Annotated in this window: 16 protein-coding genes; 7 read left to right on the top strand and 9 right to left on the bottom strand. The window is 67.8% G+C overall.

Translation table 11 applies throughout. The features are described 5' to 3' along the window. Window positions 1-7 precede the first annotated feature (7 nt). Window positions 8-976: a LysR family transcriptional regulator gene (locus WG924_RS01520; RefSeq protein WP_345931050.1), complete on the bottom strand. Its 969-nt coding sequence runs from the start codon at window positions 974-976 to the stop codon at window positions 8-10. A gap of 214 nt (window positions 977-1,190) precedes the next feature. On the opposite strand from WG924_RS01520, the gene WG924_RS01515 reads away from it, so the two are divergent. The 5 genes from WG924_RS01515 (at window position 1,191) to WG924_RS01495 (ending at window position 6,294) form a co-directional block, all read left to right on the top strand. Then, window positions 1,191-2,687, top strand: a complete 1,497-nt coding sequence (locus tag WG924_RS01515) for a CoA-acylating methylmalonate-semialdehyde dehydrogenase (RefSeq protein WP_345931048.1) — start codon at window positions 1,191-1,193, stop codon at window positions 2,685-2,687. A gap of 103 nt (window positions 2,688-2,790) precedes the next feature. Further along, window positions 2,791-3,942 (top strand): isobutyryl-CoA dehydrogenase, encoded by a 1,152-nt coding sequence (locus tag WG924_RS01510; protein WP_345931047.1) that lies wholly within the window; start codon window positions 2,791-2,793, stop codon window positions 3,940-3,942. A gap of 84 nt (window positions 3,943-4,026) precedes the next feature. Continuing rightward, the gene (mmsB, locus tag WG924_RS01505) at window positions 4,027-4,926 is read left to right on the top strand and encodes a 3-hydroxyisobutyrate dehydrogenase (protein ID WP_188578478.1); all 900 of its coding nucleotides are present in this window, start codon (window positions 4,027-4,029) and stop codon (window positions 4,924-4,926) included. Window positions 4,927-5,110: 184 nt separating this feature from the next. Continuing rightward, window positions 5,111-5,785 (top strand): HAD hydrolase-like protein, encoded by a 675-nt coding sequence (locus tag WG924_RS01500; RefSeq protein WP_345931046.1) that lies wholly within the window; start codon window positions 5,111-5,113, stop codon window positions 5,783-5,785. A gap of 218 nt (window positions 5,786-6,003) precedes the next feature. Next, window positions 6,004-6,294 (top strand): putative quinol monooxygenase, encoded by a 291-nt coding sequence (locus WG924_RS01495; protein WP_345931045.1) that lies wholly within the window; start codon window positions 6,004-6,006, stop codon window positions 6,292-6,294. 113 nt (window positions 6,295-6,407) lie between these two features. Here the strand turns inward: WG924_RS01495 and WG924_RS01490 are convergent, their stop codons facing one another. From WG924_RS01490 to WG924_RS01465, 6 genes are all read right to left on the bottom strand, one after another. Next, entirely contained in the window at window positions 6,408-7,562 is a 1,155-nt protein-coding gene (locus tag WG924_RS01490; RefSeq protein WP_345931044.1) for a DUF1513 domain-containing protein, read from the bottom strand. A gap of 26 nt (window positions 7,563-7,588) precedes the next feature. Then, window positions 7,589-8,686: an imelysin family protein gene (locus WG924_RS01485; RefSeq protein ID WP_345931043.1), complete on the bottom strand. Its 1,098-nt coding sequence runs from the start codon at window positions 8,684-8,686 to the stop codon at window positions 7,589-7,591. Then, a complete protein-coding gene (locus WG924_RS01480; protein WP_345931733.1) occupies window positions 8,686-10,230 on the bottom strand; it encodes a di-heme oxidoreductase family protein in 1,545 nt (514 codons plus the stop codon). The genes WG924_RS01485 and WG924_RS01480 overlap by 1 nt, the downstream gene beginning before the upstream one ends. Window positions 10,231-10,447: 217 nt before the next feature. Next, window positions 10,448-11,719: an imelysin family protein gene (locus tag WG924_RS01475; RefSeq protein ID WP_345931732.1), complete on the bottom strand. Its 1,272-nt coding sequence runs from the start codon at window positions 11,717-11,719 to the stop codon at window positions 10,448-10,450. A 143-nt stretch (window positions 11,720-11,862) separates the two neighbouring features. Then, a complete protein-coding gene (locus WG924_RS01470) occupies window positions 11,863-13,266 on the bottom strand; it encodes an amidase (protein ID WP_345931731.1) in 1,404 nt (467 codons plus the stop codon). An 85-nt stretch (window positions 13,267-13,351) separates the two neighbouring features. Next, a complete protein-coding gene (locus tag WG924_RS01465) occupies window positions 13,352-14,281 on the bottom strand; it encodes a LysR substrate-binding domain-containing protein (protein WP_345931042.1) in 930 nt (309 codons plus the stop codon). A gap of 122 nt (window positions 14,282-14,403) precedes the next feature. Here WG924_RS01465 and WG924_RS01460 point away from each other — a divergent pair, with 122 nt between their 5' ends. Then, entirely contained in the window at window positions 14,404-14,805 is a 402-nt protein-coding gene (locus WG924_RS01460) for a rhodanese-like domain-containing protein (RefSeq protein ID WP_345931041.1), read from the top strand. A gap of 29 nt (window positions 14,806-14,834) precedes the next feature. Here the strand turns inward: WG924_RS01460 and hrpB are convergent, their stop codons facing one another. Together hrpB and WG924_RS01450 are read right to left on the bottom strand one after the other, a co-directional pair. After that, window positions 14,835-17,402, bottom strand: coding sequence for an ATP-dependent helicase HrpB (gene hrpB, locus WG924_RS01455; protein ID WP_345931039.1), 2,568 nt, complete (start codon window positions 17,400-17,402; stop codon window positions 14,835-14,837). Window positions 17,403-17,409: 7 nt separating this feature from the next. Then, entirely contained in the window at window positions 17,410-18,144 is a 735-nt protein-coding gene (locus tag WG924_RS01450; protein WP_345931038.1) for an SIMPL domain-containing protein, read from the bottom strand. A 357-nt stretch (window positions 18,145-18,501) separates the two neighbouring features. Here WG924_RS01450 and WG924_RS01445 point away from each other — a divergent pair, with 357 nt between their 5' ends. After that, window positions 18,502-19,083 (top strand): superantigen-like protein SSL4, encoded by a 582-nt coding sequence (locus WG924_RS01445; protein WP_345931037.1) that lies wholly within the window; start codon window positions 18,502-18,504, stop codon window positions 19,081-19,083. Window positions 19,084-19,099: the final 16 nt, after the last annotated feature.

Below are 19,099 nucleotides of genomic sequence, written 5' to 3'. Positions count from 1 at the left end.
GGTCGCGTCATGCGGAGGTGGCCGTCGCCGTCGACGCATTGGCATCGATCCGGTCCAGCGACCGGCCGATCAGCAGATCGTGGTCGCGCTTGACCAGATCGCGGAGGTACTCGGCGACCATGCGCACCCGCACGATGTCGCGCAGATCGGCATGGGTCACCAGCCAGAAGCTGCGGGTGATGCTGCTCTCCTTCGGGATCACCGGCACCAGCCCCGGTGCCGTCGCCGCCACGAAACAGGGCAGGATGCACAAGCCCAGTCCGTCGACGGCGGCATCGCGCTGCACGATCAGGCTGGTGGAGCGCATCACCACCTGCGGTGTGCGCACCAGCTTGTCGAGATAGCGCAGTTCCGGCGCGAAGATCAGATCGTCGACATAGCCGATGAAATCATGGGTCTCCAGATCCTTCAGGCTGCGCGGCGTGCCCATGCGTTCCAGATAGGCGGGGGACGCATAAAGGCACAGCCGGTAATCGGTCAGCTTGCGTGCCACCAGCCGGCCCGAGGTCGGACGCGCCAGCCCGATCGCCAGATCGGCTTCCCGCTTCGACAGGCTGAGATAGCGCGGCGCCGCGACCAGATCGATCTGGATGCCCGGATGGGCCGCAAAGAAACGATGCAGCCGCGCGCCCAGAAACGCCGACGCGAAGCCTTCGGGCGCCCCCAGCCTGACCGTGCCCGACAGATGCAGATCCTGGCCGGCGATGCTCTCCTGAATGGCGAAGGCGGTCGTCTCCATCGCCTCGGCATATTCCACAAGCTGGGCACCGGCGGGGGTGAGGCTGTATCCGGCCGGCGTGCGGTCGAACAGCTTGGTGTTCATCCGCTCTTCCAGGGCCTGGATGCGCCGGCTGACGGTGGTATGATCAACCGCGAGGTGTCGTGCCGCGGTGACCAGACGCCCGCGTCGGCTGACTTCCAGGAAGAAACGCAGGTCGTTCCAGTCGAACATCGGGGCCTCGCGGAGTGTGTGCATCCGCGCAGACAGCCTCTGCGCGTTTTGGGCTGGTCGTGCAGTTTTACATCGTTATCGTAGCGTCACCAAGCTGTCCGGCGGGTCGTGACGCACGACCCGCCTGCTGCACATGATACCAAGGCACAAGACAAGGGCGGTGCGGACGCGCCGCCGCCTGATCTGGCGGCAGGGTGGCGCGGTCCTACACCCTCGCAAAAAGTTGGGGAAACGCGGGATGGTCAAGCAGATCCATCACTTTATCGGCGGCAAGATCGTCGAAGGCACCAGCGGCAATTTCGGCGACGTGTACAACCCGTCGACCGGCGAGCTGTCGGCAAAGGTGGCGCTGGCCACCAAGGCGGAAGTGGAAGCGGGCATCGCCGATGCCGCTGCCGCCTTCCCCGGCTGGTCGAACACCTCGGCCATGGCACGCGCCAAGGTGATGTTCAAGTTCAAGCAGCTCGTCGAAGAGAACATGGACAGCCTTGCCGAGCTGCTGTCGAGCGAGCATGGCAAGACCTTCACCGATGCCAAGGGCGACGTGACCCGCGGTCTCGACGTGGTCGATTTCTCCTGCGGCATTCCGCATCTGCTGAAGGGTGAGTATTCCGAGAATGTCGCGCGCGGCATCGACGTCTACTCGATGCGTCAGGCCCTGGGCGTCTGCGCCGGCATCACGCCGTTCAACTTCCCGGCCATGGTGCCGATGTGGATGTTCGCGGTCTCCATCGCCTGCGGCAACACCTTCGTTCTGAAGCCGTCTGAGAAGGATCCCTCGGTCCCGATGCGTCTGGCCGAGCTGATGATGGAAGCCGGCGCGCCGGCCGGCGTGCTGAACGTCGTCAACGGCGGCAAGGACGCGGTCGACACGCTTCTGACCGATCCGCGCGTGCCGGCGATCAGCTTCGTGGGCTCGACCCCGATCGCGAAATACGTCTATGCGACCGGTGCCGCGCATGGCAAGCGCGTCCAGGCCATGGGCGGCGCCAAGAACCACATGATCATCATGCCGGATGCCGATCTCGATCAGGCCGCCGACGCGCTGATGGGTGCGGGCTTCGGCTCGGCCGGCGAGCGTTGCATGGCGATCTCGGTGGCGGTGCCGGTTGGTGAGGACACCGCCGAGGCCCTGCGCGAGCGCCTGATCCCCCGGGTTCAGAACCTGAAGTTCGGCCCCTCGATGGCCGACGGCGATTTCGGGCCGCTGGTGACCGCCGACCATCTGCGTAAGGTGCGCGGCTATGTCGATCTGGGCACCCAGGAAGGCGCCGAGCTGATCGTGGACGGCCGCGAGGTCAACATCCAGGGTTACGAGAACGGCTACTACATGGGTGGCTGCCTGTTCGACCGCGTGACCCCGGACATGCGGATCTACAAGGAAGAGATCTTCGGCCCGGTGCTCAGCATCGTGCGTGCGAAGACCTATGACGAGGCCGTGGCCCTGCCGACCGAGCATGAATTCGGCAATGGCGTGTCGATCTATACCCGCGATGGCGACACCGCGCGCGAATTTGCCCGCAACGTCCAGGTCGGCATGGTTGGCGTGAACGTGCCGATCCCGGTGCCGGTGGCCTTCCACACCTTCGGTGGCTGGAAGAACTCGGCCTTCGGCGACACCAACCAGCATGGCCCCGAAGGCGTGCGCTTCTACACCAAGGTCAAGACCATGACCAGCCGCTGGCCGACGGGTATCCGTTCGGGCGCCGACTTCCACATCCCGACCATGGGCTGATCCACCGGCTCTTCGCGTCGATTGAACCGTCACGTCCCCCGCCCGCCGATCTCAGCCGACCGGCGGGCGGGGTGCGGACGCATACGGTGCTGGAGGTGGCCCCATGGATTTTTCCCTGACCGAAGACCAGCGCGCGTTCCAGGACATGGCACGCGGCTTCGCAACCGACCGTCTGGCGCCGGGCGCGCCGGAATGGGATGCAAAGAAGATCTTCCCCGAGGCCGAACTGCGTGAAGCGGCGGCCCTGGGTTTCGGCGGCATCTATGTCAGCGACGATGTCGGCGGATCGGGCCTGTCCAGGCTCGATGCGGCGATCATCTTCGAAGAACTGGCCGCCGGCTGCACCTCGACCGCGGCCTATATCTCCATCCACAACATGGCGTCGTGGATGATCGACCGCTTCGGGTCGGACGAACAGCGCAACCGCTTCCTGCCCAGGCTGTGCTCGATGGAGCATTTCGCCAGCTACTGCCTGACCGAACCGGGCGCCGGATCGGATGCGGCGGCGCTGCGCACCCGTGCCACGCGCGACGGTGATCACTATGTGCTGAACGGGTCCAAAGCCTTCATTTCCGGCGGCGGCCGCTCCGACATCTATGTCGTGATGGTCCGCACCGGCCAGGACGGTCCCAAGGGCATCTCGACCCTGGTGATCGAGAAGGACACCCCCGGTCTGTCGTTCGGCGCCAACGAACGCAAGCTGGGCTGGAACAGCCAGCCGACCGCGGCGGTGATCTTTGAAGACTGCCGGGTGCCGGTCGCCAACCGTCTTGGCGAAGAAGGCGACGGCTTCAAGATCGCGATGATGGGCCTGGATGGCGGGCGGATCAATATCGGCGCCTGCTCGATCGGCGCCGCGCGGGCCTCGCTTGAGATCTCGCGTGACTACGTCATCGGCCGTCAGCAGTTCGGCAAGGCGCTGGCCGAGTTCCAGGCCACCCAGTTCCGGCTCGCCGACATGATGACCGAACTGGATGCCGCCCGGCTGATGATTCGCCGCGCTGCATGGGCGCTGGACAATCAGCATCCTGAGAAGACCGCGATCTGTGCCAGCGCCAAGCGCTTCGCCACCGATGCCGGCTTCCGGATCTGCAACGAGGCGCTGCAACTCCATGGCGGCTATGGCTATCTGATGGATTACCCGATCGAGCGCTATCTGCGCGACGCCCGGGTCCACCAGATCCTGGAAGGCACCAACGAGATCATGCGGGTGATCATCGCCCGCCGCCTGCTTCAAGGCATGGCGGTCGACTGAGCCCCCGTCACAAAAACTGAGCCCCCATCACAAAGACTGACCGTCCGTCACAAAGACAGAAGACTTCAGGGAGACGTTTCGAAGATGGCGACCATCGGTTTCATCGGCCTCGGCAATATGGGCGGGCCCATGGCCCTCAACCTGCTCAAGGCCGGCCATGCCCTCAAGGGCTTCGATCTTTCCGACGAGGCGGTGCAGCGCATCGTCGATGCCGGCGGCAGCAAGGCCGCCAGCGCCAACGAGGCCGCGACCGATGTCGACGTGGTGGTGTCGATGCTGCCCGCCGGCCGGCACGTCAAGGGTGTCTATCTGGGCGATGACGGCATCCTCGCCGCCTCGCGCCCGGGCACGCTGTTCATCGACTGCTCGACCATCGACGTCGACAGCGCGCGTGAGGTGATCGCCGCCGCCGAGGCCGCCGGCCGGCCGATGGTCGATGCGCCGGTCTCGGGCGGTGTCGGTGGTGCCGCCGCCGGCACGCTTACCTTCATGGTCGGTGGCACGGCCGATGCCTTCGCCAAGGCCCAGCCCTTCCTTGAGAAGATGGGCAAGAAGATCGTCCATGCCGGCGGTGCCGGCAATGGTCAGGCGGCGAAGATCTGCAACAACATGCTGCTCGGCATTTCGATGATCGGTGTCTGCGAGGCCTTTGCCCTGGCCGAGAAGCTGGGCGTCGAGCATCAGACCCTGTTCGACATCTCGTCGACCGCCTCGGGCCAGTGCTGGTCGCTGACCACCTATTGCCCGGTGCCGGGCCCGGTGCCGACCTCGCCGGCCAATAACGACTACAAGCCGGGCTTCGCGGTCGACATGATGCTGAAGGATCTGAAGCTGGCGCAAGATGCCGCCGGCTCGTCGGGCGCCGCCACGCCGCTGGGCGCCGCCGCGGCAGCGCTTTATCAGCAATATGCCGATGCCGGTCAGGGCGGCGCCGACTTCTCAGGCATCGTGCGCATGCTGCGCGAGATGGCCGGCAAGGCCTGATCCCGCCTTTCCGCCATCATACGCCTGACAGATGACCACCCTGCGGCCTTCTCCTGACGGAGCGGGCCGCATTTTTTTCACAGCTCGATCAGGGCGCATCATCATACAACTCAGCCTGCGGCGCCATCGTCGTCCATGGCGGTATCCGCATCACCCAGTCCTGATCCTGTCCGGAGTTCCTGCCGTGGCCGCGCCCGCCGACATCACCATCCTGCTCGACATGGATGGCACGCTGATCGATTCCCATGACGCCGTGGTGCGCTGCACGCACATGACCCTGCGCGAGATGGGTTACGAGCCAGACCTGTCGGAAGACCTGGGCTGGACGATCGGCCCGCCACTGACCGACACCATGGCCCTGTTGATGTCCCGCCATGGCGATGACCGCGTGGCCGAAGCGGTGGCGGTCTTCCAGCGCCATCACGACGAGGTCGTGCTGAAGGACAGCCCGCTCTTCCCCGGCATCCCCGAAGTGCTGGCACAATTCGGCCGCGAGGGGCGCCGTCTGGTGCTGACCACGTCGAAGGCCCTGCCCGCCGCCCGCCATATCCTGAAGCGCCACGGCCTGATGCCGCTGTTCACCGGCACCTATGGCGCCAATGCCGACGACAGCGGTGGCGAGAAGCCCGAGGTAATCGGTCGCGCCCTTCGCGGCGAACATATCGATCCCGCCCGCGCGATCATGGTCGGCGACCGCCGCTATGACATTTCCGGCGCCCACGCCCACAACATCCGCGCCCTCGGTGTGTTGTGGGGCTATGGTGGCCGCGACGAACTGGAGATGGCCGGCGCCGATGGCCTTGTCGCCGATCCGACAGACCTGCCCGATGCGATCGACCGGATGGCCCACGCGTTGTGACGTCACTGTCTGGTGCCGCATTGCCGCATTGCCGCATTGCCGCATTATGGCTGCCGGGCAAGACATCAGCAGGCCGTCAATAAAACGCCGATGTAAACAGTGAAAGATCGGCAAGTCGAGCAATCGATCGCGCCAGGACCGGCATTGCTGTAACTTGACCGGCGATGCCGCCCCATGAAGGCGGCCCGACGATAACGACAACCGGAGGACGCTCCCCTATGACCCCCAATCTGGTCATCACCGCGATCATCACCGCCGAGCCCGGCCATGCCGACACCGTGCGCGAGGCGCTCGCCGCCTGCACCGGCCCCAGCCGGGCGGAAGATGGCTGCCACCGCTATGACCTGCATGTCGATGTCACCAACGATCATCGTTTCGTGATGCTGGAGGAATGGACCGACGAGGCGGCCACCATCGCCCACGGCAAGTCCGACCACTTCCGCACCCTCGGCCGGACGCTGAAGGGGATCGCGCAGTTCGAGGTGATCCGCCTGAAGCAGATCGGCTGATCCGGATCGGTGCCGGGCGGACCGGCCACGGTCCTGCCCGGGACCGGCCCTGCCCCCGATGCCCCAGATCCCCCCGGTGCCCCTGATCCCCCCGGTGCCCGCGGTCCCCGCGGTCAGAGCGGGATCATATGATTGTCGAAGGCCAGGGCATGGCGTGCGCGCAGCGTCATCTTAAGCCCACCTTCCGCCACCGGATCGGGCAGCAGGGCCAGCACCCGGCCGCGACCATCGGTGGCCAGGAAGCCGTCGCTGTCGGGATCGGCCGCCAGGCCGCAGACATCGGCCGCCACCAGACTGGCGCGGAATCCGCCGGTCTCAACCTCGAACACCTGGATGCGGCCACCGACCGGTGAGGTCATCGCCACCAGATCGCCGGCGCGGTTGAAGGCGGTGCTGCCGGCATAATTGCGCATCGCGGCATGCGCGGGCTCCGGGGCCGTCAGCAATCGTGGCGCCGTGCCGGCCTTGTGCAGCATCATCAGTGGCGGGCGCTCATGAGCGTCGCCCTGCCACTGCATCACCGCCGCCGCCAGCCCGTCGGGGCGGGTCGACAGATGTCGGATGCTGTTGAGCCTCAGTGCCGGCTCATTCTGCACGGCATCGACGATCCGGCCGTCATCGACCGCGATCCGAACCAGATTGGGCTGCATGGTGCCGGGGTTCAGCACCTCGCGTCCGGTGTCGGGATGGGTGGCATTGCCGCCATTGGCGACCAGCAGGGTGGCACCACCGCTCTCCAGGCGGATCTCGTGCGGCCCGACACCGCCCGAGGCGATCTCGTCGATCCGCTTGTAGCCGTCCGCCACGTCCCAGATGCCGATACGTCCGGCTGTCGCCTCGTACTCGTTCTCGGGCGTGAACAGCAGCCGGCCATCGTTCGAGAACGCGCCATGGCCATAGAAGACCCGGCCCTTGGGCGGTGTCAGCCGCAAGCCCTCACTGCCGGTCGCGCAATCGACGACCAGCGCCTCACGCCCCGGCCGGCGCGCCACCGCCACCGCTTCAGACCGCAGCGGATGAACCACGCCGCCATGACCACGGGCCGGCAGAGGCAGCGTGAAGCGGATGCCGCCATCCCGCATCAGGCCGACCAACGCATAGTCGCCGCTGTCGTGGCGTGCCGCGATCAGAAAATCCGGCGCGCCCGGCGCCGGGCCGGCCGAAGATGCCCACAGGGTTCGCGGACGGGCCATCGCGACGCCGGCCATAGCCGCGCCGAGCCCCCCCAACACCCGCCGCCGGGTAACACTCGTCTCGCCATCGCTCATTGTCCGGCCCTCTCCATCCATCGCCATCAGTCGCCGTCGAACGAGTTGAAGCCCACCCGCACACCCAGCGCCGGCGCGAGACGCGACACCGCGAGGCCACGGGCATCGGCGAGGGCCGATTTCAGCGCGGCAATACCAGCGATATCGGCCGGCCCCGCCGCGATGGCGGCGTCGGCCGCGCGCGCCGCCTCGGCAAGCGATGCCGCCATCGCCGCCTGCGCCATCTGGTCGATGGCGGCCGGCGCGAACACGATCCGCTCGAAATCGATCAGACCGCCAATGCCGGCGCGGATGTTTTCAAGCGATGCCCCTGCCCGCTCATGGGCGGCGCGGGGCGATGTCGATGCCTGATCGGCGGCCACAGCCCCCAGCCGCAACTCCTCCAGTTCCTGAAGCGCGCCGTGAAAGGCGTTGAACAGCGCGAAGGTCGCCTCATCCGGGGTGAAATAGGTCATGTTTTCTTCCGCCCCGGCGGTCATCAGCAGGAAGGCGGCACCGCCCTCCTCGTCCCATCCGGCCCGCGCCGCCGCGGCTTCGCGGGCAAGGTTGCGTGCCATCGCCCGGATCAGCCGATGGCGATACCCGGCACCATCCGTACCGGCGGCCGGCACCGCGTCACGCGGGCGCAGCAGCCGTTCCATGGCAACCAGGTTCTGCGCACCCGCCGACGCGCCGGCGAACGCATCGGGATCGTCGACGATCGGGTTGCGGGCCCGGACCAGCGCGCTGATCGCCCGATAGGCGATGCCGCTGCGTTCCGGCCAGAACTCCAGCCGGAAGCGTCGGCCTTCGGCTTCCAGGGGGCCGAAGCGGAAGAACCAGACGCGCATCCAGGCGTCATAGGCGGCATCATAGAGCGGCAGCAAGGTCTCCGGCGACTGATCATCCTCGGCGGCGGCGGCCAGACGGGCGGCAGCCGTCTCGAAACCGTCGAATTCGGGCCGGATATAGCCGTCGAGCGCGCGCGCGGCCAAAGCCTTGTGGTCAACCGCCTGGGCGGCGGCGGTCTCCGCCGTCTGCTCTGCTGCCGTGGATGTCGCGGCACCGGCAGGCGCCGTCATGGCGATGGTCAGGCTGGCCAGAACGGCCAGCGGCACGAGACGACGATGGTTCAGGCAACGCATCACAGCGACTCCAGAAAACGAATCAAGGCGTCCCGATCGGGCTTGGGCATGGTCATCACGGCCTGCTTCTGGGCTTCAGCCTCGCCGCCATGCCAGAGCACGGCTTCAAGCAGGCTGCGGGCCCGACCGTCATGCAGGAAATGCGCGGGTTCGTCCACCGTCGCGGTGAGGCCGATGCCCCACAGCGGCGCCGTGCGCCACTCGAAGCCGGTGGCCGCCCCCTCCGGCCGGTCATCGGCCAGCCCCGGCCCCATATCGTGCAGCAACAGGTCGGAATAGGGCCAGATCAGTTGAAAGCTCTGCTCCGGGCGGTCGGTCAGGCGCGCGGTGACGAATTTTGGCGTATGGCAGGCGATGCAGCCGGTATCATTGAACACCTGCTTGCCACGCAGCACCTGCGGATCATCGACGTCACGCCGTGCCGGCACCGCCAGATTGCGGGAATAGAACGTCACCAGATCCAGGCCCGGCCCGTCGATCTCGAACCCGTCCCTGTCATCGGCATCCGCGCCGTCCGGGGCATCGCGGCAGGCCATCTGCGCCTCGGTGCATTCGCCGTAACCGGCCGGGTGCAGATCGTTGGATATCCCCATATCACCGGCAAAGGCGTCGGCGGATTGCTGGCGGATGGTGGGTGTGCCCGCCTTCCAGCCGAAGCGGCCCAGCATGACCCGCTGGAATTCCGGACTGAAGGCGAAGTTGGGCCGGCCGGAAATGCCATCGGCATCGGCATCGTCGGGATCGGCATTGGCCAGGATATCGCGCGCCGGCACGGCTTCCAGCAGCCCAAGCCCGATCATCGGCGGCGCCACCCGTGGCGATAGCATCACCTCAGGGTCGAGCGGCCCATAGCCCGGATCGCCGATGCTGTATGTGGGCACACGCAGGCTGGCCGTCTCGCCATCCGATAAGGTGACCGGCATCTCGCGATAGCTGATCTCCATCCGCCCCTCGGACGGCACGCCCTGGACCGCCAGATCCTGAAGCTGACCGCCATAGCTGGGCTCGGGCACCACGGTCAGCAGATGGGCGGCGATCGCGGCCTTCAGTTCATCGGTTCGTGGCGGCACCGACAGGCGCAGGAAGATCGAGACGCGATCGTCATCCTCTCCGGCCGGCGGATGGCCGCGTCCGTCCTTGATATGGCAGCTCTGGCAGGATCGGGCATTGAACAGCGGCCCCAGCCCGTCGGATGCCCTGGTCGATGATGGCGACGACACCCAGATCTTGCGGAACAGGCCGTTGCCGACCTTGAAGTCCAACTCGCTCTCGAACGGCATATTGGCCGAGGATTGCGAGAAGATGTCGCGATTGACCTGCTTCATCGTGGTCGCGGCACCACCGGGCCGGACCTCGTATTCCTCAGCCCGGGTGAAATCGGTGGTGGGCCGGATGACGGCGGCGATCCGCGCCCGCTCGGCCTTGGTGCGCGGCACCGCCCAAAGATGCGGATCAGGCTGTTCTGCAACCTCGGCAGGGATATCGACCGTTGCGATCGGCGGCGGTGATGATGCGGCCTGCTGCACTCCCAGCACCGCAATCATTCCCGCCGCATAGCCGGCCGACCTGATCCATCTGCCCCTGGTCGTCGCGATCGTCACGCCTGGTGCTCCAAATGCATGACGGTCGGCCGGACGCCACGTCCCCGGCTGACGCCGGGGCCCGTGATATCCAGACCGACCGTGAAGATGCGCCGGCGGCTTGCATGCCGCCGACTTTATGGGTGTAGGCTTTCCAAAGCTCCGCCGCGCGCGCGTGGGCTTACTTGAACACGGCGTTCGGATCGTCGAGGCTGTCGGAGCCCTCGATCGCCACCGGCTCCAGCTTCAGCGCGGTCACCGCGCGCTCGATGGCGCGGGTCTGCTGCACCAGACCATCGATGGCGGTATTGATCAGCGCCGCCCCGGCCTCGTTGCCCGGTGCCAGAAGCTGGTCGTAATGAGTGCCGGCCTCGGCGGTGGCCTTGATCGCGCCAAGCGAGGCCAGCGTCACCGCCATCCGCGCCTTGACGTCAGCATCAACCTTGGGGTCGGCCTCGGCGACCAGGCCCGACAGCGACGGCCCGTCGACCGCCGAGCCGTCGATGCGGACATAGCGGCCGCTATAGACGTTCCACATGCCCACGGCATCGTAATAATGCGAGTTGTGGGTGTTGTCCGAGAAGCAGTCATGCTCCTCTTCCGGGTCGTTGAGCAGCAGGCCCAGCTTGATGCGCTCGCCAGCCAGTTCGCCATAGGACAGGCTGCCAAGGCCGGTGAGCATGGTGCTCAGCCCGGCATCGGGCGTGGTGTCGGACAGCGCCTTGCGCGCCTCGCCACCATCCTGCCACTGCGCCGCCATCCAGGCCAGATCGTCGACCAGCAGATCGGTCGCGGCCTTCAGATAGGCGGCCCGGCGGTCGCAATTACCGCCGGTGCAGTTGGCGGTGTCGTAATCGGTCCAGGGCCGGTTGCCGGCGCCGGCGCCCGTGCCGTTCAGATCCTGGCCCCAGAGCAGGAACTCGATCGCGTGATAGCCGGTCGCGACATTGGCCTCGACGCCTTCCGCCTCTTGCAGCGACTCGATCAGCGCGGGCGTGATGGTGGTGGCATCAATGGTCTTGCCGGCCACGGTCAGGCTCTTGTTGGCGATGACGTTCAATGCCGCCGCCGCATTGCCCTCGGCGCCGACATACGAGCTGTCGACATAGTCGATCAGGCCTTCGTCGAGCGGCCAGGCATTCACCCGGCCCTCCCAGTCGTCGACGATGGCATTGCCGAACCGGAAGGCCTCGGTCTGCTTATAGGGGACATTGGCGGCGATCCAGGCGGCACGGGCTGCTGCCATGGTCTCGGGCCCCGGCTTGGCGATCAGCGCCTCAACGGCGGCCTGCAGGGTCTTCGCGGCCGTCAGGCTGTCGCCATAGGCGGCCTGGGCGATGTTGGCGTAATTGGTGACCACCGCACGCTTCTGGTCGTCGGTGGCGGCCAGCGCCGATGCCGATGCCAGCAGCGCACCACCCAGAACCAGGCACCCGATCCTACCCGTCTTCATCGCCATGTCGTCTCCTCCGCCCTGAGGTCATCTGCGCCCTGAGATCATCTTCGCAAGTGCGAATGACTTGCATTCCTACACCCTGAGCGGCAGGACGTCCAGCGGCGGCGGCGCGCAACCCACCATTTCACGGCGCTGTGCCGTCAAAGCGGCGGGCGGCGGTCGCGCACCGGGCTCAAGGCTTCCAGCCGCGCCCCGGCATCGAGCACAACGCGCTCAGCGAACCAGCGGCCGACGATCTGCACGCCGATCGGCAGCCCGCCTGCCGTCATCCCGAAGGGCAGTGACAGCGCCGGCAGCCCGGTCAGATTGAAGGGAACCGTCGCGCGCATCACATGGCGTGCCGATACCCGCTCGCCATCCACCAGATGATGCGTCTGGCCATGCAAAGGCGCCGGGATCGGCAGCACCGGGCACAGCAACAGGTCATGGCGGGTGAAGACATCCGCGAAGGCGTCTCTCAGCGCCTCCACCGCCCGCATTGCCGCCGCGTGATCGGCCAGCGCAACCGGCTCGCGGGTCACCACGTGCCGGATCAGCGGGTGCACGGCATCCAGGCGCCCGCCGACCACCGCACGAAAACCGGGCTCGACCTCCGGCGCATGCAGGATGGCGCTGATCGCGGTCCAGTCGGTTTCCAGGGCCGGTATCGCGACCGGCTCGACCACGCAACCCGCCGCCGCAAGCGCATCCGCCGCCGCGGCAACGGTCGCCACCATCTCAGGATCGACTGGCCCGAGCCCTTCGGCCGCCATCCATCCGATCCGCAGCGGTCGGCCATCGGCCGCATCCGCCCCGACACCGGCCGGCAGAACTGCATAACCATCCCGGCCGTCGGGGCCGGCCAGAAGATCCAGCGCCAGCGCCAGATCGCGCACGCTGCGTGCCATCGGCCCGACATGCCACCATCGGCGCAACATGTCGGGCCAATGGCCGGTGAACGGGATGCGGCCATGGGTGGCCTTCAGTGCCGCGATGCCGCACATCGCAGCCGGGCCGCGCACGGAGATCGCGACATCGCTGCCAAGACCCAGCGGCGACAGGCCGGCGGCGATCGCCGCCGCCTCGCCGCCGCTCGATCCACCAGGCGTGCGCGCCAGATCCCACGGATTGTTACTGCGGCCCGAAAGCGGATTGTCGGACTCAATTCCGTATGAGAACTCCGGCAGGTTGGTCTTGATCAGCGGGATACCGCCCGCCGCGCGAAGCCGTGCCACGGCGGTCGCATCATGCGCCGGCAGATGATCGGCGAACAGGCGCGAGCCGCGCCGGGTGGGAATGCCGGCGGTATCGATGCAGTCCTTGACCGAGAACGGCACACCGAACAGCGGGCCCGTGGCCGCACCGGCCATGACCGCCGCCTCGGCCGCCCGCGCGGCCGCACGGGCGCCGTCGGCCATCACCGTGACGGCCGCATTCAGCATCGGATCGATCCGGGCGATGCGATCGAGATGGGCATCGATCACCTCGACCGGCGACAGCGCCCGGGTCTGGATCAGGGCTGCCTGTGCGGTGGCGTCGAGATAGCAGAGTGTCGTGGCATCCATGGTCGGCGCGGCCTCGCTGGTGGTCGATCGACCGACTGTCGGCGCGGAAAGCACACGCGACAATTCGGTTCTGCGACCGCAGCCTTCAGGAAACCGCAAGGCGGGCGGCATTGCCGTCACGCCGCGCTTCCGCCCGCAGCCAGTCGCTGACGACGCGGACCGGGGCGCGGGGCACGGCGCCGGCCGGCGTCACCAGATGAAACCCACGCAACGACACAACCTTGCCCGCGATCGGCCGGACCAGCCGGCCGGCGGTGATCCAGGGCTGCACCAGCCGGTCGAGGCCGATCGCCACCCCCAGCCCCTGGGCCGCCGCCTCATACAGCATCTGCAGGCTGTCGAAGGTGCGGACCGGCGGCAATGCGTCGGCGTCGAGCCCCTGGGCCCACGCCCATTCCGGCCAGAATTCCGGCCGGTGGCCCGGGCCGAGCAGCGCCGCGCGGTACAGATCGCGCGGCTCGTTCAACCCGGCCGGATGATCCGCAAGCCATGCCGGGCTGCACACCGGCTGCAGATCAAGCGCCATCAGGGGCAGCGCGTCGGTACCCCGCCATCGGCCCTGCCCCAGCCGGATCGCCAGATCGGCATGGCCGGCCGCGAGGTCGACACAGGTGGCCGAACCGTCCAGATCGATCGCGATCTCAGGGTTGGCGGCATGGAACGCCGCCATCCGCGGCAGCAGCCAGGTGACCGCCAGCGTCGGGATCAGGCTGATCCGCACCGTCTGCCGGTCGGGGCGGCCACGGGCGGCGGCGCGGGCCGCATCGGTCGCACGGTGCAACGCCATCACCGTCGGCGCCAGATCCGCCGCATAGGCCGCACCCAGCGCCGTCGGCTCGACCCCACGCGGCAACCGCACCAGCAGGGGGCTGCCGATATGCGCCTCCAGAACGCCGATCCGCCGGCTGAGCGCCGGCAGCGACAGGCCCAGCTCGTCGGCCGCCGCCGTCAGGCTGCGCCGCCGTGCCGCGACCACGAAGGCTTCTATCGACCGGAACGGGGGAAGCTGCGTCATCACTGGGGCATCCGGGCTGTCGTTTCTTCGACACTGGACCTCAGTCTGTCGAATGCCAACCATGACGGAAAGCCCTAAGCTCACAGGCGACCAGTACACAACGCCCATGCAAGGACCACCCCATGCCCCTGAAGAGAACCGTGAAAGACCTGGTGATGGAAGCCAGCGCCCGCATCCGCACCATCCCGATGGATGACGCGGAAACCCTGCTCGACGATCCCGAAACCCTGTTCGTCGACATCCGCGACGTGCGCGAACTGGACCGCGAAGGCATGATCCCGGGTGCCTATCATGCGCCGCGCGGCATGCTGGAATTCTGGGTCGATCCTGAAAGCCCCTATCACAAGCCGGTCTTCGCCTCGGGCAAAAGCTTCGTGCTGTATTGCGGCGGGGCGTGGCGATCCGCACTGGCGACGGCGGCCCTGCAGGATATGGGGCTTGAGCCCGTGGCCCATATGGAGGGCGGGTTCGTGGCCTGGAAGGCCGCCGGCAAGCCGGTGGTTCCACGGCCGACCAAGGACTGAGGTCTCAACCCGGCGACCGTCCGGTCGGCTCAACTGCCGCGCGGCTTGGCGCGGTGGGTGGCCACCGCGCCGGTCGGATCGTCCGGCCAGGGATGTTTGGGATAGCGGCCGCGCAGCTCGCCCCGCACCTGGGCATAGCTGCCGGTCCAGAATCCGGCGAGGTCGGCCGTCACCTGCACCGGCCGGCCGGCCGGCGACAGCAGATGGACCAGCAGCGCCACCCGGCCATCGGCGACGCGCGGCCCTTCGGCGGCACCGAACATTTCCTGCAGCTTCACCGCCAGCACCGGCGGGTCGGTCGCATAATCGACGGCATGCGACCGCCCGGACGGCACGGCCACCCGTTCCGGTGCCGCCTGATCCAGCCGGCTGCGCTGGCGCCAGTCCAGCAGACGCAGCAGTGCTGCCCTGACATCGATCCGGGCCAGATCGTCAAGCCGGCGAACCCGCCCCAGATCGGGGCCGAGCCAGTCTTCCAATGTCGCCGTCAGCCCGGCATCCGACACATCCGGCCAGCCCGCATCGGGACCGTCGATACGGGCCAGGAAGGCGATGCGATGGCGAAGCGACAAGGCCGCGTCGCGCCAGTCCAGCCGATCGAGGCCGAGCGACCGCACGCCTTCGGCAATCGCACGGCCATGATCTTCGGGCGCCAGCTTCGACAGCGGCTTTGTCCCGATCAGCAACTGACCCAGCCGGCGTTCGCGCAGCGCCACCAGCCCGCCCGATTTCAGATCGAATTCCACCCGGTCGACCGTGCGGATATCGGCCCTGAAACTGGCCTCGATCTCGTCGAGCGTGATGCGGGCCGCCAGGAAGGCGCGGGCATCGCCACCCTGGCCGCTGCCACCGGTGGTGGCCACCGCAAGCCAGGGTTCCGCCGCCAGCGGGTCGAGCGGATCGAGCGCCACGCCGCCACCGCCCATCAGCCGGTACACCGCGTCCCGGCCGCGCGCCTGGGCCAACCGCTCAGGATAGGCCAGCGCCACCAGTTGGCCGAGAGACGGGCGCGGGTCACGGCCGTCGCGCCGCGCCGCCGGCAGGCGCCGTTCCAGCGATCGCGCGCCCTCGCGCACCCGGGCCAGCGTGCCACGGTCGATGACGGCGCCATCGCCGCCGCGCAAGGGGTCGCGGCCTTCCGCCACCAGGATCATCCGCCGGGCGAGGTCGATATCGGTTCGCGCGTTCCTGAACAGGTCGCGTTCCGACAGGATCTGGGCCAGAGCGGCCGCATCCCGTGCCGCGCCGCGCCGCGCGCCCTCGATCGCCAGATGGGCGAGGCGTGGATGCATCCCAAGCCCGGCCATCGCGCGGCCATGGGCGGTCACCCGGCCTTCGGCGTCGAGGGCACCCAGCCGTCGCAGCAGGTCACGGGCCTGCGCCCAGGCGGCCGCGGGCGGATGATCGGCAAAGGCCAGGGCGGTGGTCTGCTCCACGCCCCAGACCGCCAGTTCCAGTGCCAGCGGCGCCGGGTCGTCGACGGTGATCTGCGGCGCGGCGAAAGCGGCCAGCGCCCGGGTCTCGGCCTCGGGCCACAGCCTGAGACAGATCCCCTCGCCGACACGCCCGGCACGGCCGCGGCGCTGTTCGGCCTCGGCGCGCGACACCCGCAGCGTCTCAAGCCGGCTCATGCCGCTTGCCGGGTCGAAGCGCGGCCGCCGGGTGTAGCCACCATCGATCACCACCCGCACGCCGTCGATGGTCAGGCTGGTCTCGGCGATCGCGGTCGCCAGCACCACCTTGCGCCGGCCGGGCACCGACGGGCGGATCGCCAGATCCTGGGCCTCGGCGGTCAGCTCGCCGGCAAGCGGCATGATATCGACCAAAGGGCCACCCGCGCCGGCCAGCAGCTCGGCCGTGCGCGCGATCTCCCCCGTGCCGGGCAGAAACGCCAGAATGTCGCCGGTCTCGGCCGCCAGCATGCGGCGGACCGCGCCGGCCATGGCGGCGGCAAGCTCGCGCGGCTCGGGTCGGCGGTCGTCGTTCAGCACCACCACCGGAAACATCCGGCCATCGGCGCGCAGCCGGGTTGCGTCCCCGATCAGCGCCGCGACCCGGCCGGCATCGAGCGTCGCCGACATGGCGATGATCCGCAGATCCGGCCGCAGCGCCTGTTTGACCTCGATCGCCAGCGCCAGCCCCAGATCGCCATCCAGGCTGCGTTCATGGATCTCGTCGAAGATCACCGCGGCCACACCGTCGAGTTCGGGATCGCTCTGGATACGGCGGGTGAAGATGCCCTCGGTCACCACCTCGATCCGGGTGGCGGCGCTCACCCGGGCATCCAGACGCACCCGATAGCCCACGGTCTGGCCCAGCGGTTCACCCAGCATCGCAGCCATGCGGGCAGCCGAGGCCCGCGCGGCCAGCCGTCGGGGTTCCAGCATCAGAATGCGGCCATTGGCGGCCCAAGGGGCATCCAGCAGCATCAGCGGCACGGCCGTGGTCTTGCCGGCGCCGGGCGGGGCCTCGATGACGAGGTCGCGGCCCGCCGCGAGTTCCGACCGGATGGCGGGCGCAAGCCCGGCCACCGGCAATGCCGCGATCGCATGGGCGATCCGCGCCGGCAGGGGCAGGTCGGTATCAGGCGCCGTCACTGTATGGTCAGTCTTCCAGGAAGAAATCGATGGTGCTCACCACCCGCACCGTCTTGGTGATCTGGCGGCTTTCGGGCATGTTCGGAATGTCGGTCGCCGGCAGGATCTGGAACAGTCCCTGCGAGGCATTGCGGATCGCGCCCACCCGACTGCCACTGTCGGTGGCGAACTGGGCGGCACCATCACGCGCGTTGGCGGTCGCCTCGGCGATCATCTCGGGTTTCAGATCGTTCAGCCTGGTGAAGACGTAAGACGGGCCGCTGCCGAAGGCGCCCATCTCGTTCGACAACACCACCCCCGCCTCGACCAGCGTCCCCACCTTCTGCGACGCGGCTTCCACCTTGTCGACCTCGGTGGTGCGCACGGCCACTGTCTGCGCCACGATATAGCGCACCTCGACCGGGCCGGAGCGATAAAGCTGCGCATTCTGATCGGTGACGTCCAGGCTCAACATCTCGATGTTCCCGGCCGGCAGGCCGGCATCGGTGAAAAAGCTGGTGACCGTTTCGGTTGCGCCGCGCAGTTCACGCAGAACCTCGGTCAGGTCATTGCCCGACGCCACATAGCGCAGCGACCACACCGCCAGATCGGCCTTCACCTCGCGCTCGGACAGGCCCTTGACCGAGACGGTGCGGTTACCCAGCCGCGCTTCGACCACGCCCTGGCCCACCAGCCAGCCACCGGCAGCGATGCCGACCGCGATCACGGCGGCACCGGCCAGGCCAAGAATGTCCATACGCATGTGGCAGATCTCCTCACCACGTGGGAACCAGACGGGCCACGGCCGGGTTTGAACCTGTGCGGCTGCCGTCGTTACGTCTGACGCGGAGCCTGCGCCGGGCACCGGTCGCCGTCAAGCGCCGCTGCGACATGCGGACGACACAGGGTGTCGTCCGAGGTAACCGCTGTGGCCGTAACCACCTCTATCTTTCATGCCAGGACATCATAGCGACACAACTTGAGACATGTCGCAATATTCACTGGCGAAATGCCTCATGATTATGCCACAGCCTTTTCTATTCACAATCATAACGAAAGAACTTAAGTCTTAGGGGAAGGCAAGAGAGCTTGCCGGATCGCTGAACACAGGAGACCCCCCATGCTGAAGTCCATGCGCAGCACCACCTCGGCTCTCGCGATCATTCTTGGCCTTGGCGCCGTTCCGCTTGCCGCAGGCAGCGCACTGGCCCAGGCGACCACCCCCGGTGCCGGCACCACCACCGAAGCGCCGGCGGGCGGTTCGACCGGCACGATGAACGAGGCTCCGGCCGCCGGCACCGCCGCACCCTCGGCCACCACGCCGCCCGCGGATACCGAGGACAGCGCCGAGGCGCCGCCGGAGCCGCAGCCGGCCAATACCCTGCTGTCGAGCGATACGGTCGTCCGCACTCCGGATGGCGACGAGGTGGCGACGCTGGAAGGACTGGTCTTCAGTCCGGATGGCAAGATCACCCACGCGATCCTGGGATATGGCGGTGTTCTGGGCTTCGGCACCAAGGAAGTGATGGTGTCGTGGGATCAACTGACCGCGGAGCCGGGTGACCAGGTTCTTGTCGCCTCGATGACGCCGGAGCAGCTTGAGCAGATGCCGGCCTTCAAATCGGCCGAAGCGGTCAAGAGCGACGCCGATGCCGGTGCCGCACAGCCGATGACCACCACCGCCCCGGCCCCCGCCGGCTGATACCCCGTCTCCAGCC

The sequence above is a fragment of the Tistrella arctica genome, assembly GCF_039630945.1.
GTDB classification, from domain to species: Bacteria; Pseudomonadota; Alphaproteobacteria; order Tistrellales; family Tistrellaceae; genus Tistrella; species Tistrella bauzanensis.
Note: the sequence above shows the minus strand (reverse complement) of the source record. Positions and strands in the feature narration are given on the sequence as shown.